We start from the raw sequence: 16104 nt of genomic DNA, 5'->3' as shown, positions 1-16104 counted from the left end.
CTAATGGATAAAAACTTATTATTGCTTATCTTCTATTTTACAAAAAATAGGTTTCTTTTCTTCTGGATCATTAATAAGGTCAAAAAGTGTAACTTCGTTTTTAGATTCCCACCAAATATACTGGGCTCCTGCGTATTTTGATCCTGACGCAGCGATGACATTTGCACCGACAATGCGTTCACCTTTCCATTTAAAATCGATTAACGAAATATTATCAGCATTGAGATAAGTTGCTTCGACTTTTTCTTTATTTGTTCCAGTATCACATTGATAAACAACCTGTTTTATCATAGGCTCCGGGACATCTGGTACATTGATTACCAAAGATCCAGCGAAGGCAGTAATCGGATTGAAGGATAATAAACTTAAGTAGAGTTTTTTCATAACGTTTCCTTAATGATTCAAAGTAACAATCGTAACTTATATAGTGGTGTCTACGGTAGGATTCGAACCTACGACCCCAGGATTCATACCACTTCGATTTTCACCGCCAGCTTTATCAGCAAAACTGTTTGTGGTCTGGACTGTCTCTTCACCTTAAAACTTATGCTTTTTAGGTGCTGCCCGTTCAGTCTCTACACCTTTCTCTTTAATTTAAAAAGAGACTTGGCTCGGGATTGACATACAAATTCCTGTGAAGTTTTCCCCGAGTTTGAGCAGATTCACTTTTAGAATTTCTTCTGAAAGTGCCCAATTTCTTAGGAATCCTGTGCTCTATCCTACTGAGCTACGCAGACCCAATCATATTTAATTTTATAGCGAAAACGTTGAGTTTAATCAATCATTATAAATATTTATGAGCCCGTTTTCATTAATTTATTTTAGAAAATTTAAAATGATATTCAATGCGATCAAGATGTTTTGCAATGAATGATTAACTGAGCTTACATGTTAGGGCGAGAGTGAGACTATTTTCTTAATCTTATACTGTTAAAGTCATTAACATTTCAAGTTTTGGAATATCCTGTAATTTTGTAGGTAAACCAACAGCTTTAAAATGTATTTGAATAGGTTGTGTTAGTGTGGGACTTATTAAATTCAGTTGAGTAGAAAATTGGTGAGCTAAATTATTTCAATCGCTACACTTTCACCATGGATTAAGCAGTTTGAATTGTAGGTAATTGTTCTTTCAAGCATGTGTCCAAATGTGTGGCCAAGATTAAGGAATGTGTGTGCTTCAGTTTCATATATTTTGTTGTGCAATTAGCATTGTGTGGATCGTGTAATATTTTATGCTTCTTAATGTTTGCTATGATTACTAATCGTTAAGTTTGCTTTTGCATAGCTAGAGTAGCATTATTCTATGAGTTTTGGTGATTTTTAAGTCTTTTTTAAAGCAATAGCCAGGATACTTTAAAACACGTTCAATGAGAATATTAAGATCTATTTTGTGCTATATTTAATTTGAGGTATGGTTTTTCAGTATATAAGCTGCTTTGCTTGTTGCTAAAATGAGGGAGATTTTTTAAGGATATTTAAATGATATTTTGTTCAAAAGTGTGAAACTTTATTTTTCATAAGTTTAAAAGAATTCAGAAATTGTTGTTTGTGCTGCTTTTTCGATTTCTTGATCAGTATCATAAATAAAGTAAATTATACATAATAACGACATGTTTTTTAATCATTGATTTTTCTGCACTCATGAGACCGGCCAGTATGAGTGTTTAACAATTAAGATACAGTAACAGTTGATTTTTTATTTATGTTGTGGGGATATTTTAAAATAATTATTATTCATGATTTTATTTCGATATTTATCTATCTTAAAGTCAAGACCTGTTAATCTTTATCAGATACGATAGAAAATTAAGATTTTTTTGGAATAGTTTATTTTCATGCCAACATTAACTCGATTTTTAATAATATTTTTCATTTTAATTATTATTTTTTTTAGCATTATGGTTGCACTTGTGGTTTATGTTGAACCAGTGACCGTGGATATAAATGTTGATGTGCCTTTAGATTTATTAAAGGAATCTTCGAAAGAAAATACATGAAAAATGATGCTGTCATAGATCGTTTTCTTGAAATGATGAGTGCGGAGCGAGGGGCTTCTGTTTGTACACTTTTAGCTTATCAACATGATTTACAATGGGCACAAAATAAATTATCTTCGCACTCTATTTCGTTTTTTTCGGCGCAAAGAGAAGATTTAATCAATCTTTTATCTCTCATGCAGAAAGCTGGTTGCGCAGCAACTTCACAAGCGCGTCGGTTATCAACTTTACGTCAATTTTTTCAATTTCTTTATGCTGAAGGATTAAGAGAAGATGACCCTTCTAGTGATATTGATTCACCACGTCAAGGACGTCCTTTGCCGAAAATTATCAGTGAAGATGCGATAACAAAATTATTAGATTTTGCGCAATTGGAAACAGAGCAAGCAGAGTCTGGAACCCAGAATTATTACCGTGCTTTGCGTTTTCAGGTGTTGCTTGAAATGCTTTATGCGACGGGATTACGTATCAGTGAGTTAGTTAGTCTTCCAGTTCAAGCTGTGCAAGGAAAAGAGCAATTTATTTTGGTTCGCGGGAAGGGTGAAAAAGAGCGAGTGGTACTTTTATCAGAGAAAGCACGTCAAATTCTGTTGCAGTGGTTGAGTGTGCGTGATCAGAGAAAAGATGCAACAAGCATTTACCTTTTTCCTGCTCGTTCATCTACTGGATATATTGCACGCCAATTTGTTGCTCGCGGATTAAAAGATCTCGCTAAAAGAGCAGGAATACAAAGTGAAAACTTTTCTCCTCATGTATTGCGCCATGCTTTTGCAAGCCACCTGTTGCAAAATGGTGCTGATTTGCGTGCGGTTCAACATTTGTTAGGTCACCGTGATATTTCTACAACTCAAATTTATACACATGTATTGGAAGCTAGGTTGCATCGTTTGGTTAATGAGCATCATCCGCTTGTTGATTAGTGTAAGGTCAGGTAAAGAAAAGATGATCTTTTGAAAAATACTTTATAAAATAAATTATAAGTGTATAAATTATACAAAACAAGTTGGATGCAATGTATAATTATCTTGATTTTGAAAAACCAGTTGCTGATCTTGATCTGCAAATTCTTGAATTAAAAAAAATCGCTCAGGAAAAGGATAGCCTTAATATGAGTGATGAGATTGCACGTCTTGAAACGCGTTCTCAAACAGCTTTGAGAGATCTCTATAAAAAATTATCACCATGGCAAAAAACACAAGTAGCTCGTCATCCTGATAGACCTCATTTTATGGATTATTCAGCGCAATTGTTGACTGATGTTACACCTTTGGCAGGTGATCGTAAATTCGCTGAAGATGCAGCTATTCAAGCTGGTTTTGCACGCTTTAGAGGTGAAGCAATTGCTTATATAGGTCAAGAAAAAGGGCATGATACCCAAACCCGCTTGCACCATAATTTTGGTTCTGCACGTCCAGAAGGATATCGCAAAGCTGTTCGTATTATGGAATTGGCTGATCGTTTTCAATTACCATTACTGACTTTTGTTGATACGGCGGGCGCTTATCCTGGTGTGAGTGCTGAAGAACGTGGGCAGGCAGAGGCAATTGCACAATCAACAGCTGCAACTTTACGCTTAAAGGTCCCTGTTGTTTCCGTTATTATTGGAGAAGGAGGTTCTGGGGGAGCGATAGCAATTGCGGCAGCTAATAAAGTTTATATGTTGGAGCACTCGATTTATTCGGTTATTTCACCAGAAGGTGCAGCTTCTATTTTATGGCGCGATTCAACTCGTGCAAAGGATGCTGCGACGAATATGCGCATTACTGCTCAAGATCTTTATAAGTTACAGATTATTGATGGTATTATTCCTGAGCCTTTGGGAGGAGCACATAGAGGAAAAGAAATTGTAATTGAAGCAACAGGTAATATTATTTCAGACGCTTTAAAGTCTATGGCTGGTAAAGATGGTGAAATTATTAAACAAGAGCGTTGGGAAAAATATCTTCAGATTGGTCGTTCTTTGAATTAATATATTTACTGTCAAGGACCTTTTTTAAATGAAATTAAAGAGATTGTTTTCAGCAGTGCTTTTTATTCTAACTGGAATGTTAATGGCATGTCAGGAGAGGTTACCTACTTCTTTCAAAGCTAAAATTGAACAATCATTGCCTCGAGAAATCCTCAATAAAATGGCTATGAACGATATTGATCAGTATGCACCAATTATGATGCGATTTTTTAAGGAAGATAATATTGCTGAAATTTGGAAACAAAATCGTTCAGGAGTATTTGTTCTTGTTGTAAGTTATGACATTTGCAAATGGTCAGGTCAGCTTGGGCCTAAATATCGAGAAGGCGATTTTCAAGCTCCAGAAGGTTTTTATACCGTTCAGGAAAACCAAATGAACCCTTATTCGAAATATTATCTTTCTTTTAATATAGGTTTTCCTAATCTTTATGATCAGATTCATGGCCGTACAGGGAGCTATCTTATGGTTCATGGAGCTTGTTCTTCTGTAGGCTGCTATTCAATGAATGACAGGAATATGGCACAAATCTATGCCTTTGCACGGGATGCTTTTAAAGGCGGGCAAAAAGAGTTTCAGTTACATGCTTTTCCTTTTCGTATGACTGATGCTAATATGCAACGTCATTATACAAGCCCTCATTATGAATTTTGGATGATGCTCAAAGAAGGCTATGATTTTTTTGAAACAAATCGTAAACCTCCCAAAATTACTGTTTATGATAAACGTTATGTTTTTGAACATTTTATTGATGAAGATTCAGTTGCTATGGCTTTCTAAGGATGAGCTATATTAAGAATATACAATTTTTCAGTTATAAGAATAATATAACGTGAATTGTATGTAAGCAGTTGATTTGTTACTGTGCAAAGGAGATTAAAATTTTACTCCTGGAATGAGTAAAGGATTATCTAAAATAGCAGTTTTGTCTGGAGTATCTAGTGCTGGTTTATTTAAACAAGCATCAAAGAGTTTTTGTATTGCCTTTTTTTCAACACTATGAGTAATGATGACAAAGCGAGTTTTTGTAATGCCTTTTGGCCACTTTGGAAGCCTTATTGGTGGATGAAAAAATGTTTGTACACCATGAAGAATAAGTGGACTATGTGGATTATCGTGCAATGCGATAATGGCTTTTATACGGAGTAATTTTTCACCATAAAGATCTTTTAAGAGGTTGAGAAAAACTTTTAACGTAGCAAAGTGAATCGGTTCATTACAATCTAATGAAAAAGCGCGAAAATTTTGATAATGAGAATGATCATGTGGAACAGTGGGAAGCCATTTTTTTAGCTCTATGTTACCTTCTTTTTTATTCCGAATTATTTTATTTATTAATTCATGTGAGTTGCATTGATCAGAATGGGAAATGATGATTTGTGCCGTGGGATTAAGAGCTTTGAGTTTGTTGGTGAGAAAATCTAGGGGAATTATATGATCAATAAGATCAGTTTTTGTAAGGATAATTTTGTCAGCAAAAGCGAGTTGTTTTTGTATTTCAGGATGAGATTCAAGAATAGGAGGAGAGTTTAATACATCAAATGTTGTAATAACAGCATCAATCTCTAATGCTTGAGTTAAAATAGGATGGTTTAAAAGAACTTGTAAAATAGAAGCAGGATCAGCTAAACCTGTTGTTTCAATTATAATGCGATTGAATTTTTTGAGATATTTTTTTTGAGTATGATCAATTAAATCAACTAATGTATCGACTAAATCACTGCGCAAATTACAGCATAAACAGCCGTTTGTTAATTCAATAATTCCTTCTGTTGCTTTTTCAACAAAAAGATGGTCAATGTTTATTTCACCGAATTCGTTAACGATAACAGCACTGTTAGCTAAGAGAGGATCTCGAAGCAAATAATTAAGCAAAGTTGTTTTACCAGAACCTAAAAAACCGGTGATGAGAGTGACAGGAATACGTGTTGTTTGCATTTGAAATATTAAATGTGGTTGACTGCTTTTATCATAGGAGGTGAATAGGGAGGTCGTTTATATGGGATGGGAATTTCTCGTACTATTTTTCCATTGATTTTCAATATCTTCGGTGCGCTGATGAGCTTTACTTGCAAAGGAAGAATGGAGGAAGGTAAAGCGGTAATGAAAGGCGAGGTGAGAATAATATTTCCTTCTTCATCATAAGAATTTAGACGCATTTTTATAGCTTCAGGTGTACATATTTGTTGTCTCATATCGGTTATTTGTGATATTTTCGTACCATAAGGTTCTAATGTTGCTAATGTTGATTGAGGAGATCCTTTGTCCGAAAATCCTGCATTGAGCAATTGTGCTGCTTTTTCTTCTCTTTTATTGATGCTCTCCGATCCTAAAATAACAACGATAATTGTTCGCTTATTTCTGGTTGCTGAAGCGACAAGATTGAAACCGGAAGCACAAATAAATCCCGTTTTCATGCCATCTATGCCATCAAAACGACCAATAAGATTATTTGAATTAGATTGAATTTTTTTTCCATTGCCAAAATCAATGGCTGGAATAGAGAAATAATGAGTATATTGCGGAAATTCTCGGCGGATTTGAACCGCTAAAAGAGCCATATCCCGTGCTGTGGAGTAATTATTTGGATTTGGTAATCCACTTGTATTTGTAAAATTGGTTCCAAACATACCTAGACGTCGAGCTTCTGCATTCATTTGTTTTACAAAAGCTTCTTGTGAACCCGAAATAGCTTCACTTATAGCAATAGCTAAATCATTTGTGGATTTAACCAAAGTAATTTTTAAGGCCGTATCAAGTGTAAGAACAGAACCAGCTTTATAACCTGAATTAATAGCAGGCGCTTGCGCTGCATTTTTGCTGATGGTGATATGCTTGTGGGGTGAAATTTTTCCTGTGCTCATGGCTCGGAAAATAATATAAGTCATCATTAGTTTTGTTAAAGAAGCAGGATACCAACGTTCAAAAGCTTGATTATGCTTTAATATGCGTCCAGTTGTGGCATCAACAGAGATGAAAGGATGGGCTAAACTTAGAGAGCTCATTATACTCAGAATAAAAAAGAAAAAAAGTGTGTAGAAGAGTTGATGCATAAAATAAATTCCCCCATTATTTTGACATTATAAGTGGTTTGGCATTGTTGGAGTTTTATTGTAAAGATTTTTGTTTATTCATAAAGAGGATGAATCTTTAATTACGTACAGGTCCTTTCCAATGATGGCCAAGCATTTGAAGTCTTTGAACAGCAGAGGGTGGCATAGGAGGAGGATTAGGGTCTTGAGCAGCTAATAGGAGTAATTCATCGCAAGCTTTTTCTGTTTTTTGAATGAGTTGATCTAGAAAATCACGTTTATTTAAACCAGCTTTGATAGGAGGAAGAATACGAACACGGATTGTTCCTGGATAGCGACGAAAATTATTACGTGGCCAATATAAGCCAGCATTGTGGGCAATAGGAACAACTTGAAGTTTAAGCTCATTGTAAAGAGCAGTAATTCCTGGTTTATAATCTGGATCTTGACCAGGTTGTTTACGCGTTCCTTCAGGAAAAATGAGAATTTCGCGCCCCTGCTTCGCTTTTTGTTTTGCATTGTGTAAAATGATTTTGAGGGCTTTAATAGGACTTGTCCGGTTAATCGGAATAACTTGTGTTTTTGCCATGTACCAACCGAAAAGAGGGATCCACATTAATTCACGTTTGATAATAAGGGCGGGATCATCAAAATAGGGAAAAAGGCTAAAAGTTTCCCATGCGGATTGATGTTTTGGAGCAATGATGTAAGACCCACTGGGAAGATTTTCTATACCTTCAATTTCATAGTCTGTTCCAGCAATATGTTTTTGTAAAAACAATGTAATACGTGCCCACATTTTAGGCACAATCCATGCTTGTTTACGCGGCATTAAAAAATAGAAAGGCGCGTAAAAAATCATCTGTACAAAAGTTGTTATGTAAAAAACAAATGTAAAAAGAAGAGAGCGAAAGATAAGCACTACATTTCCCATTTCATGTCCATCAAAAAATTCTATTTATAATGCAATTTATATGAGAAAACATCTTTAATTAAAACTTTTTCAAATACTCCTTTTAAAATATTTAAAATTATAAGGAAAGAACCATATGACATTACAGAGTAATAAAAGTAAGTTTATTCCACGGATTTTATCCATTGCGGGTACTGATCCTTCTGGTGGTGCTGGAATGCAAGCCGATTTAAAGGTTTTTTCGGCAATGAAAGCTTATGGTATGAGCGTAGTTACAGCTGTTGTTGCACAGAATACACAGGGTGTGCGTGCTTTTCAGGCATTGGATGCTTCTTTTGTTGCTGATCAAATTGATTCGGTTTTTGAAGATATTCATGTAGACGCCGTCAAAATTGGAATGGTGGCGAATGCTCAGATTGCACAGATTATTGCAGAACGTTTGGCTCATTATAAAGCTCGTTTCATTGTTTTTGATCCGGTTATGGTGGCAAAGAGTGGAGATGTTCTGTTGAAGCCTGATGCGATTGAAGTTATTCGTAGTGTTCTTATTCCCATGTCAACGTTGATTACACCAAATTTACCTGAGGCAGCAATATTGTTGAATCATGAAGTGCAATGGTCATTAGATGCTATGTATCAGCAAAGTCCACAACTTTTGGCATTGGGGTGTGGTGCTGTTTTATTGAAAGGAGGGCATTTAGATGTTCTTGCTTGCAAGACTACAAATTATTACGATCTTTCTAGTCCTGATATTTATTGTGATTCCAAGGGTGTTGTAATGCTGGAGGCTTTCCGTTTCGGTACAACCAATAATCACGGCACAGGTTGTACTCTTTCGGCTGCGATTGCAGCACTCTTACCTAAGGAACCTTTATTTGATGCAATCAAAAGAGCTAAAAATTATTTAAATAGCGCTTTATTTGCTTCAAGTACTTTAAACGTAGGAAAAGGACGTGGTCCACTTCATCATTTTTGTGAACTTTGGGATCATAGATAAGAAAGACTCTTCAAAAAGTTTATAGTTTAAAAATAAGTTTACATTCACTAATGGAGCGGGCGATGGGATTCGAACCCACGACCCCAACCTTGGCAAGGTTGTGCTCTACCCCTGAGCTACACCCGCTTAAAAATTTGAACCACTTTTTACCTAAACAGTCTCTGTATGGCGTAGGCTTTTCCGAATTGCAACAAAAAAATAACGTTTCAGTAGATTTATTTTTTTGTTTTTTAAAAATAAGAGTAAAAATTGATTTTGAAAATGCTTAAGCTCATTAAGCTCTACAATTATTTTATACGCAACAGTAATATGATCGTATTGAGAATGGTGAGATAGTCTGATGTTGTCATTATTATTTTGGATATCAGTGCTTTTTCTTTTGCATAATTTGTTGATTTCAATTTATTTTTTAAGATGTGAAATAAGATCTTAAATGTGCTTCTACATCGTCTCATGAATGAATAGTTCTTTTTTCATTTTTATAAACTCTTTAATCTTTATGACTTGATTTATTAAATATGTTATCAAATCATAGAAGTGTTTATCATATTTATTATATTTTAAGATTTGTTTTGCTCAATTGATACTGACCATATTGAAATCTTTCTGATCCAAATACATTGGAAACCAACTGATACAAGAAATACTTTTCCTTCTTTTCTACATTTCGTAAGTCGTCGGTTTGATTAGCATCTGTATGAACAGAATTCATAATAACTTGCTCTCCTATACCACCTCTTCCATAGATATGTGCTCTATCTGTCTGTGTTTGGCAATCAACAATCCAGTCGTTGGTTAAATTTCTACTTTAGATTGTGATAGTACGCATTTTTATGGTCAGCATGACTGATTTTCCCAATAACAATCGTATTCATTAAACGCTTTTTTAAATCTGTGATTTTTTTATCACGACGTTTGAGCATGATTGTTTCCTAATGGGGTGATATTTGTTTTTATTTCTTGTTCCTGTTTCAGTGATTAAAATCGACAAAAGCTCATTTTCTGCCGTAAAAATATTCATCAAATAGGTACCTTTTTGTCTATTTGAACTAAACGAGCAAAGACTTTTAAAATTAGCTCTATTTGAGATGCAATATTTATTTGTGGCAAAGGGGGAAAATTCATTAAAGAGAGTTTTGGTAATTTATTTAAAAAGTTTTGTAATGAAGCCAGTATTAAAAAATCAGCTCGTGGTTTGAAAAAATTAGTGGTAGCAAGAGCTGCAAACTTAGATAAGACAGTTTTTATTACACTTCAAAGTATTTTTTTGCTGGATAGGTGGTAATATAATTGCTCTTTATATAAAAAGCACTGATTGCAAAAGGCTTGCTATCAAAACGGTAGAAAAGTATCTAAAAGGTGAAAAGTAGGATAAAAAACATAATAAAATCAATAATTATAAAATCCTTTCCCTTTAAATAAGATATTGATTTTGCCTTTTGGCATGGAAATTTGATAAAAGTAAAAAATCAAATGAGCGTTGTTCTCTGATAAAGGATTGTAAATCACTAGAAACAGTCATTTTGCGCTATAAAAGTATTGAATGGAATCTAATATATCTTCAGAATCACTACACAATGCCTTTAAGAGGCACTATCAAGAAAATTGTAGATTTCTCCTTTTTAGATAAGGTTTTATTATTTTATGTGATTTCTTGAGTATTCGTTCAGAAATAGCTGATTTTGTGATATTTTTAACTAACTAAATAAATATTAAGAGGAAATTGTTATTAGAGTGGTGAATTCCGTACATTAGATTTTTGATTATAGAAATCAGATTTTGCTTTTGCTTAGCGTAAGGTCATTTTGGACAGTTAGTGAAGAAAGAGTGTAAAAAATGTAAGATAGAGGTAGTGAAATTGGACTATTTCAGAAGATTTGTGATAAAGTTTTTGATGATGTATTTTTAATGGATTAATATTTTGGCTCAGAAAAAAGCACATGAAGTTGATCAGTTTTTAAAACATTTTTCGCGTTCTTTTCCTATCGTTTTAATTTATGGACCGGATCGTGGTCTTGTTTGTGAGCGTGCACAACGTTTTGCCAAGCTCTCTCAGGTGGCAATAGAAAATCCTTTTTCCACTGTTCGCTTAGATGCAGCTGAAATCGATAAAGATCCTGCGCGATTAGGCGATGAAGCACGCACTTTATCGCTCTTTGGTGGTGATCGTTTGATATGGATATCTAATGGTGCTAACCAAAAAGGCTTTCTTAAGGCGCTTAAACTTTTAATAACAGAACCACCAGAAGCCAGTTTTATTTTAATTGAAGCGGGTGATTTAAAAAAAGGAGTAGGATTACGCAATATTATTGAAACAGCATCAACAGCAATTGCTTTGCCTTGTTATGCAGATAATGCCCATTCTCTTGATATCTTGATTGATGAGATTTTAGATGAATTCAATGCAACTCTTTCTTTGGAAGCGCGTCAATATTTGCACCAAAATATCGGAGAAGATCGTCTTGCATCACGGAGTGAATTGGAAAAGTTGTGTCTTTATACCTTAAAGAAGGCTCATATTGCTTTTGAAGATGTAAAAGCTATTGTTAGCGATGTGAGTGCTCTTTCTCAAGATGAAGTAATTGATGCTGTTTTACTAGGAGATTTAGCGAGTTTTGAAATTTATTTTAGCCGTTGTTGTGCTGTAAACAATACATCTTTTTTTGTTTTAAATACGGCTCAAAGGCATTTTCAACAATTACAGCTTTTACGTTATCAAGTAGAAATTGAAGGTAAAACTCCTTTTATAGTCATTTCTCAGGCGCAACCACCGATTTTTTTTCAAAGGAAAAAAATAGTTGAACAAGCCTTAAAATATTGGAACTTAGAGAAAATTTTGTATGCAATGAAAAAAATACAATCAGCTATTTTAGAAAGTCGTAAAAATCCACTTTTAAGTGAAGTAATCATTCATCAAGCCTTACTGAAACTGACGATTATTGCAAAGCATCAGAATAATTTTTAGGATATCTGACTGTATTTACATCAGATTTTGGTGGTATTTATATGAGCATGTATAGTAGAAATTTTATAGGGGAAGTTTTGCTTTCTCAATTATTATATATAATACGGCGCCGTTAGTTTGTTATATTCCATCATACAACAAACCACTTTGCTAATTTTTAGAAGGCTATGAATACTGTTCAATCATATGATATTTAGGAAGTTAATGACAGATATTATGTGCTACTTAATGACGTTCATTAGCTGATGCTGCCTTTAGATTGATAATTATTGCTTGTTTATTAGTATGATATAAAAAATATTAGCTACCGTTTGCTTGTCTATATTAAGAACTAATGATAAATTACTTAACTCCCCTAATATCCGAAAAATAATTGCATAAATTATTTTATACATCATACGAACGCTTTGTTGGTAATATCGTTAAGAATATTTATGTAATTGCCTTCTCATATCAGATTTTCAAAAATAGAGATTTTTTGTTATCAAATCTTCTAGGTCCATATTTTTATCAGAGTTTTTAGGAGAAGAATTTCTCTCATAAACAAGCTATAATTTGTTGTGATATATCTAAAATTTAAAAACATATCAGCTAAAACTTCACTCAGTTCAAATACTACGCTTGTATGAGCTATCACTGATTTGAAGAGCTCCTTCTGATTTAATTTTGTACAAAATAGCACTGTAGCTTAAAACCACTTGTTTGAGACTCTTTGTATTTATTATTGTTATAATAATATACCCCCTATCAAAAACAGTATTATTTATTGTCTAATTTATTAACTGCTTTTAAGCAGTAATTGGATAAAAACTAAAATACTGTAAAAATTAACCTATCGGACGTAAAGATAGAGTATTTTCTGATACTTATTTTTTATACTTTTTCATAGTTCCGTAACTAGACTTAACAATTTTTTCTTTTTTAATTTAGCTTTTATAGTTTCTAGTATATATTTTATTTCTTAATATAAAAAGCTTTATATAACATTCACTTTCATATTTGCATACTGATATATTTACACAGTAAGATTTTGTGTATTTTTAATAAAAACATTAGAAGTTTTGGCAAAGCCGTTCTTTATTATGATATTCTCAGCCTTTTGGACCTCAGCCTTTTGGACCTCAGCCTTTTGGACCTCAGCCTTTTGGACCTCAGCCTTTTGGACCTCAACCTTTTGAACCTCAGCCTTTTGAACTATATTAATTTCATTAATCATATAAGCTTTTTGAGCACTAAGATTTATAATCTCTCTCTCATTAAGAACGTTAGTTATGTTCTCATTAAAAGCTTGTATTTTGCTTGCATCAAAAACTTTTTCTTCTTTTTCATGGAGAATTTTCATCTGGTTCTCATCATGAAGAAATTGACTGCCGTCAATTGCTTCATTATTAAAAAAACGTTTATCAACAATCTCAGCCTGACCAAAAACTTTCATTTGGCCTGCAATTAAGGTTTCTCCTAAAATTTTTACTTCACCGAAAATTCTAGCATGTCCATAAATTTTAGCACAACCATAAACTTCAGCATTTTCGGTAATTGCAGCAAAGTCATAAATTTTTGCTTCATCAAATATTTTACTATTACCGAAAATCTGAGATTTTCCGAAAACGCAAGCATTGCCAAAAATATTGGCAGACTCCCAAACTTCTGCAAATTCGTAAACTCTGGCTTGACCAGAAATTTTGACTTGACCAGAAATTTTGACTTGACCAAAAATTTTAGCATTTTCGAAACATTCGACCGCTTCACTAATCACAGCATTTCCATAAATCTGTGCATTACCATACACCTTAGCTTTTCCCGCAATTATGGATTTCTCAAAAACTTGAGCATTTTCATAAATCATAGCTTCGTTATAAACTTCAGCATTACCACAAACCTTGGCAGTATCTGAGATTATACTACTACCATAAACTTTGGCATTTCCCCGAACTTCGGCATTGCTCTTAATCTGAGCATTGTGAAAAATCTTTACATTTTCATTAACTACAGCACTTCCATAAATCTGTGCATTACCATAAATGTTAGCATGGCCATTAACTGTGGCATTTTCATAAATTTTGGTATTTCCATAAATCTTAGCGTGACCAGAAACTTGTGCATTATTCGCAATTATTGCATTGTCGTAAATCTTTCCACCACTAACCAAAGCATTGTGGTAAATAGCAGCATTTCCATAAATCTTGCTATGTTTAAAAATCCTGGAATTACCAGAAATTATGGTATTACCATAAACTTTACTGTTGCCAAAAACTTCGCTTTGCTCCTTAATCTGAGCATTACCATAAACTTCAGCTTTGCCGTGAACTCTACTTTTGTCAGTAACAAGAGCATTCTCATAAATCTCGGCATGGTCAAAAATCTTTACATAGTCATTAATCTTAGCTCTACCGTGAATTTTTGCATTATCATAAACGTCGGTATATCCACAAACTTGAGCGTGTCCATAAACGCTTGCCTGACCATGAATTTTAGCATCGCCAATAATGTTAGAGTTGCCATAAATTCGAGCATTACCGTAAATTTTGGCAGATTGAGAAATACGAGCTTTATTATGAATTTGGGCATTTCCATAAACTTTGGCATTATCATACACTTTAGCATCTTCGTAAACTCTAGCGTTTCCAAAAACCTTAGCGTTGCCGTAAATCCAACAATCACCCTGTTGTGATAAATTTGATTCATTTTCAATAAAACCGCCAAGATCGCCCTCTGTTACATTTCCAAAAGATCTAACGGCTATAATACGATAAGGTGCAGGATTCTCTCCTGTTAATATACAGCGATATTTTGTTTTTTCGATTTCTATTGCAAGCTCTTTTTTTAATTTTGATGAAAGCTCTTTGGGTGCAGGAATGCTATCTTTTAACTTTGATGAAAGCTCTTTGGGTGAAGGAATGCTATCTTTTAACTTTGATGAAAGCTCTTTGGGTGAAGGAATGCTATCTTTTAACTTTGATGAAAGCTCTTTGAGTGAAGGAATGCTGTCTTTTGATTTTTGTAACAGTTTTTCTGCTGAAGCAATTTTCTTTTGTGAGGGCATATTAAATCCTTTAACATACTTAATCCCCACCCAATTAATTAAATATAACAATATAATAAATTTTCAGTAGAAATTATTTTATTTAAGATAAGAAGTTACCTTAAAGATAATTTACAATCAAGTTGAAAATATGTTTTATCAATTATTTATTTTTGGTTGTTGCTAAATTACAAATAATTCATTGAAGTGGTTTTAATGGGTAAGTTATATTGCTAACTGCTTCAACAGGATAATAAGTAGCATTATTAGTGATCTTTTTTGTTTTGTGAAGTTTTAAAATTGTCGCTGCATTACTCATTTGAAGAGAGACCGATTATTTGCAATATTCTTATAGGATTAAAGAAAAATATTTTTTATTATAAGTGTTAACAGACTGCTCTCTGTATTTCTAAATTATAATGAGTTTCCTTTCTGTAATGCAGTAAAATGCTTGCAGATTAGAAATATTTGTAAATTTAGGATCTTCTTTTGCAAAGATTACTCGATCGTTTATATTTGCATAATTCTTTTGTAAATTGCTTATTTTCGTTTAACTGTAATAAATGTTAAAAAATCTTCAATACCTTATTTAATATAGGAGATACGATATAATTCTTTAAGAAAAGTTGTTGGTATGATCGTCATAATAAGGACATATAATTTTCTAAATGCAAAAGCTTATAGATCTGTTTAGAATGATTTTTTGACTTATTATCTCAGGAAAAGCAATTAAAATGTGCTCATTTGTCATTGGTAATTATCACGCTGTCGTGAGCCATTTCTTTGTAGAATTTATAAGAAGATGACGGTGTTTCTTATGTGTATTAACTCAGACATTAGCGTTCTCATATTCATATAAATAAAGTGAGAAGTATTGATTATTCTATTATGTAAGAGCTCTTCATAAATCTGTACTCTCTAAAAAGTATGTAATATACGGCGTAATTGATGCAATTATTCTTTTCCTATGAGTATGACGATGATTTATGATTATTTTTAAGTATGAAGAAGCAATTGTAACCAAATAATTAGTAATCTGAGGGCAGAATTTTTTGAAATTGGTTCAATTTAGGAAACATATAACATTTATAGCCCATCCTACAAATATTATTAAGTCAGTATAATGTGTATATTTTACTTTTCCAGAAAATCAAATAAATGATTTACTTGATGGTGAAATAAATCAAATTAAAGCGTCACATTTTATGCGA

At 33.3% G+C, this 16104-nt stretch carries 11 protein-coding genes, 1 tRNA gene and 1 pseudogene; 5 read left to right on the top strand and 8 right to left on the bottom strand.

Annotated elements, in window-relative coordinates:
- Positions 1-18 precede the first annotated feature (18 nt).
- Together Bho11B_RS00985 and Bho11B_RS00980 are read right to left on the bottom strand one after the other, a co-directional pair.
- Positions 19-384 (bottom strand): MliC family protein, encoded by a 366-nt coding sequence (locus Bho11B_RS00985; protein WP_035006445.1) that lies wholly within the window; start codon positions 382-384, stop codon positions 19-21.
- Between the two features lie 550 nt (positions 385-934).
- Positions 935-1188: pseudogene (locus Bho11B_RS00980) on the bottom strand (3-dehydroquinate synthase); the annotation flags it as partial.
- Between the two features lie 805 nt (positions 1189-1993).
- Here Bho11B_RS00980 and Bho11B_RS00975 point away from each other — a divergent pair.
- From Bho11B_RS00975 to Bho11B_RS00965, 3 genes are all read left to right on the top strand, one after another.
- The gene (locus Bho11B_RS00975) at positions 1994-2917 is read left to right on the top strand and encodes a site-specific tyrosine recombinase XerD (protein ID WP_078674053.1); all 924 of its coding nucleotides are present in this window, start codon (positions 1994-1996) and stop codon (positions 2915-2917) included.
- A gap of 92 nt (positions 2918-3009) precedes the next feature.
- On the top strand, positions 3010-3966 hold the full coding sequence (locus Bho11B_RS00970) for an acetyl-CoA carboxylase carboxyltransferase subunit alpha (RefSeq protein ID WP_035006447.1): 957 nt from the start codon (positions 3010-3012) through the stop codon (positions 3964-3966).
- Positions 3967-3994: 28 nt separating this feature from the next.
- The gene (locus Bho11B_RS00965; protein ID WP_078674052.1) at positions 3995-4744 is read left to right on the top strand and encodes a murein L,D-transpeptidase family protein; all 750 of its coding nucleotides are present in this window, start codon (positions 3995-3997) and stop codon (positions 4742-4744) included.
- Positions 4745-4840: 96 nt separating this feature from the next.
- Here Bho11B_RS00965 and Bho11B_RS00960 read toward each other — a convergent pair whose 3' ends face one another.
- From Bho11B_RS00960 to Bho11B_RS00950, 3 genes are all read right to left on the bottom strand, one after another.
- Positions 4841-5902: a GTP-binding protein gene (locus Bho11B_RS00960; protein WP_078674051.1), complete on the bottom strand. Its 1062-nt coding sequence runs from the start codon at positions 5900-5902 to the stop codon at positions 4841-4843.
- Positions 5903-5910: 8 nt separating this feature from the next.
- Positions 5911-7017 (bottom strand): D-alanyl-D-alanine carboxypeptidase family protein, encoded by a 1107-nt coding sequence (locus Bho11B_RS00955; protein ID WP_035006448.1) that lies wholly within the window; start codon positions 7015-7017, stop codon positions 5911-5913.
- Positions 7018-7114: 97 nt separating this feature from the next.
- Positions 7115-7930, bottom strand: a complete 816-nt coding sequence (locus Bho11B_RS00950; protein WP_078674050.1) for a 1-acyl-sn-glycerol-3-phosphate acyltransferase — start codon at positions 7928-7930, stop codon at positions 7115-7117.
- A 115-nt stretch (positions 7931-8045) separates the two neighbouring features.
- On the opposite strand from Bho11B_RS00950, the gene thiD reads away from it, so the two are divergent.
- Complete coding sequence (gene thiD, locus Bho11B_RS00945; RefSeq protein ID WP_078674049.1) at positions 8046-8906, top strand: bifunctional hydroxymethylpyrimidine kinase/phosphomethylpyrimidine kinase; 861 nt, start codon at positions 8046-8048, stop codon at positions 8904-8906.
- 51 nt (positions 8907-8957) lie between these two features.
- On the opposite strand, the gene Bho11B_RS00940 is transcribed toward thiD, so the two are convergent.
- Together Bho11B_RS00940 and Bho11B_RS06835 are read right to left on the bottom strand one after the other, a co-directional pair.
- Positions 8958-9032: transfer RNA gene (locus tag Bho11B_RS00940), tRNA-Gly, on the bottom strand.
- Positions 9033-9459: 427 nt separating this feature from the next.
- Positions 9460-9618, bottom strand: coding sequence for a hypothetical protein (locus tag Bho11B_RS06835; protein WP_153300834.1), 159 nt, complete (start codon positions 9616-9618; stop codon positions 9460-9462).
- Between the two features lie 1209 nt (positions 9619-10827).
- Between Bho11B_RS06835 and holA the strand changes: the two genes are divergently transcribed.
- Complete coding sequence (holA, locus tag Bho11B_RS00935; RefSeq protein WP_035006452.1) at positions 10828-11871, top strand: DNA polymerase III subunit delta; 1044 nt, start codon at positions 10828-10830, stop codon at positions 11869-11871.
- Positions 11872-12886: 1015 nt separating this feature from the next.
- Here the strand turns inward: holA and Bho11B_RS00930 are convergent.
- Positions 12887-14914, bottom strand: a complete 2028-nt coding sequence (locus Bho11B_RS00930; protein WP_078674126.1) for a hypothetical protein — start codon at positions 14912-14914, stop codon at positions 12887-12889.
- Between the last annotated feature and the right edge of the window lie 1190 nt (positions 14915-16104).

Source organism: Bartonella sp. 11B, assembly GCF_002022625.1.
Classification (GTDB): domain Bacteria; phylum Pseudomonadota; class Alphaproteobacteria; order Rhizobiales; family Rhizobiaceae; genus Bartonella; species Bartonella rochalimae.
The sequence above is the reverse complement of the archived record's forward strand: the minus strand, read 5'-3'. Positions and strand labels throughout refer to the sequence as shown.

Excerpts from the sequence above, each read along its gene's own strand:
- Bho11B_RS00970 (WP_035006447.1), top strand. The coding sequence starts at position 3,010 with ATGTATAATTATCTTGATTTTGAAAAACCAGTTGCTGATCTTGATCTG.
- Bho11B_RS00955 (WP_035006448.1), bottom strand. The coding sequence starts at position 7,017 with ATGCATCAACTCTTCTACACACTTTTTTTCTTTTTTATTCTGAGTATA.
- thiD (WP_078674049.1), top strand. The coding sequence starts at position 8,046 with ATGACATTACAGAGTAATAAAAGTAAGTTTATTCCACGGATTTTATCC.
- Bho11B_RS00965 (WP_078674052.1), top strand. The coding sequence starts at position 3,995 with ATGAAATTAAAGAGATTGTTTTCAGCAGTGCTTTTTATTCTAACTGGA.
- Bho11B_RS06835 (WP_153300834.1), bottom strand. The coding sequence starts at position 9,618 with ATGAATTCTGTTCATACAGATGCTAATCAAACCGACGACTTACGAAAT.
- Bho11B_RS00960 (WP_078674051.1), bottom strand. The coding sequence starts at position 5,902 with ATGCAAACAACACGTATTCCTGTCACTCTCATCACCGGTTTTTTAGGT.
- Bho11B_RS00985 (WP_035006445.1), bottom strand. The coding sequence starts at position 384 with ATGAAAAAACTCTACTTAAGTTTATTATCCTTCAATCCGATTACTGCC.
- Bho11B_RS00930 (WP_078674126.1), bottom strand. The coding sequence starts at position 14,914 with ATGCCCTCACAAAAGAAAATTGCTTCAGCAGAAAAACTGTTACAAAAA.
- Bho11B_RS00950 (WP_078674050.1), bottom strand. The coding sequence starts at position 7,930 with ATGGGAAATGTAGTGCTTATCTTTCGCTCTCTTCTTTTTACATTTGTT.
- Bho11B_RS00975 (WP_078674053.1), top strand. The coding sequence starts at position 1,994 with ATGAAAAATGATGCTGTCATAGATCGTTTTCTTGAAATGATGAGTGCG.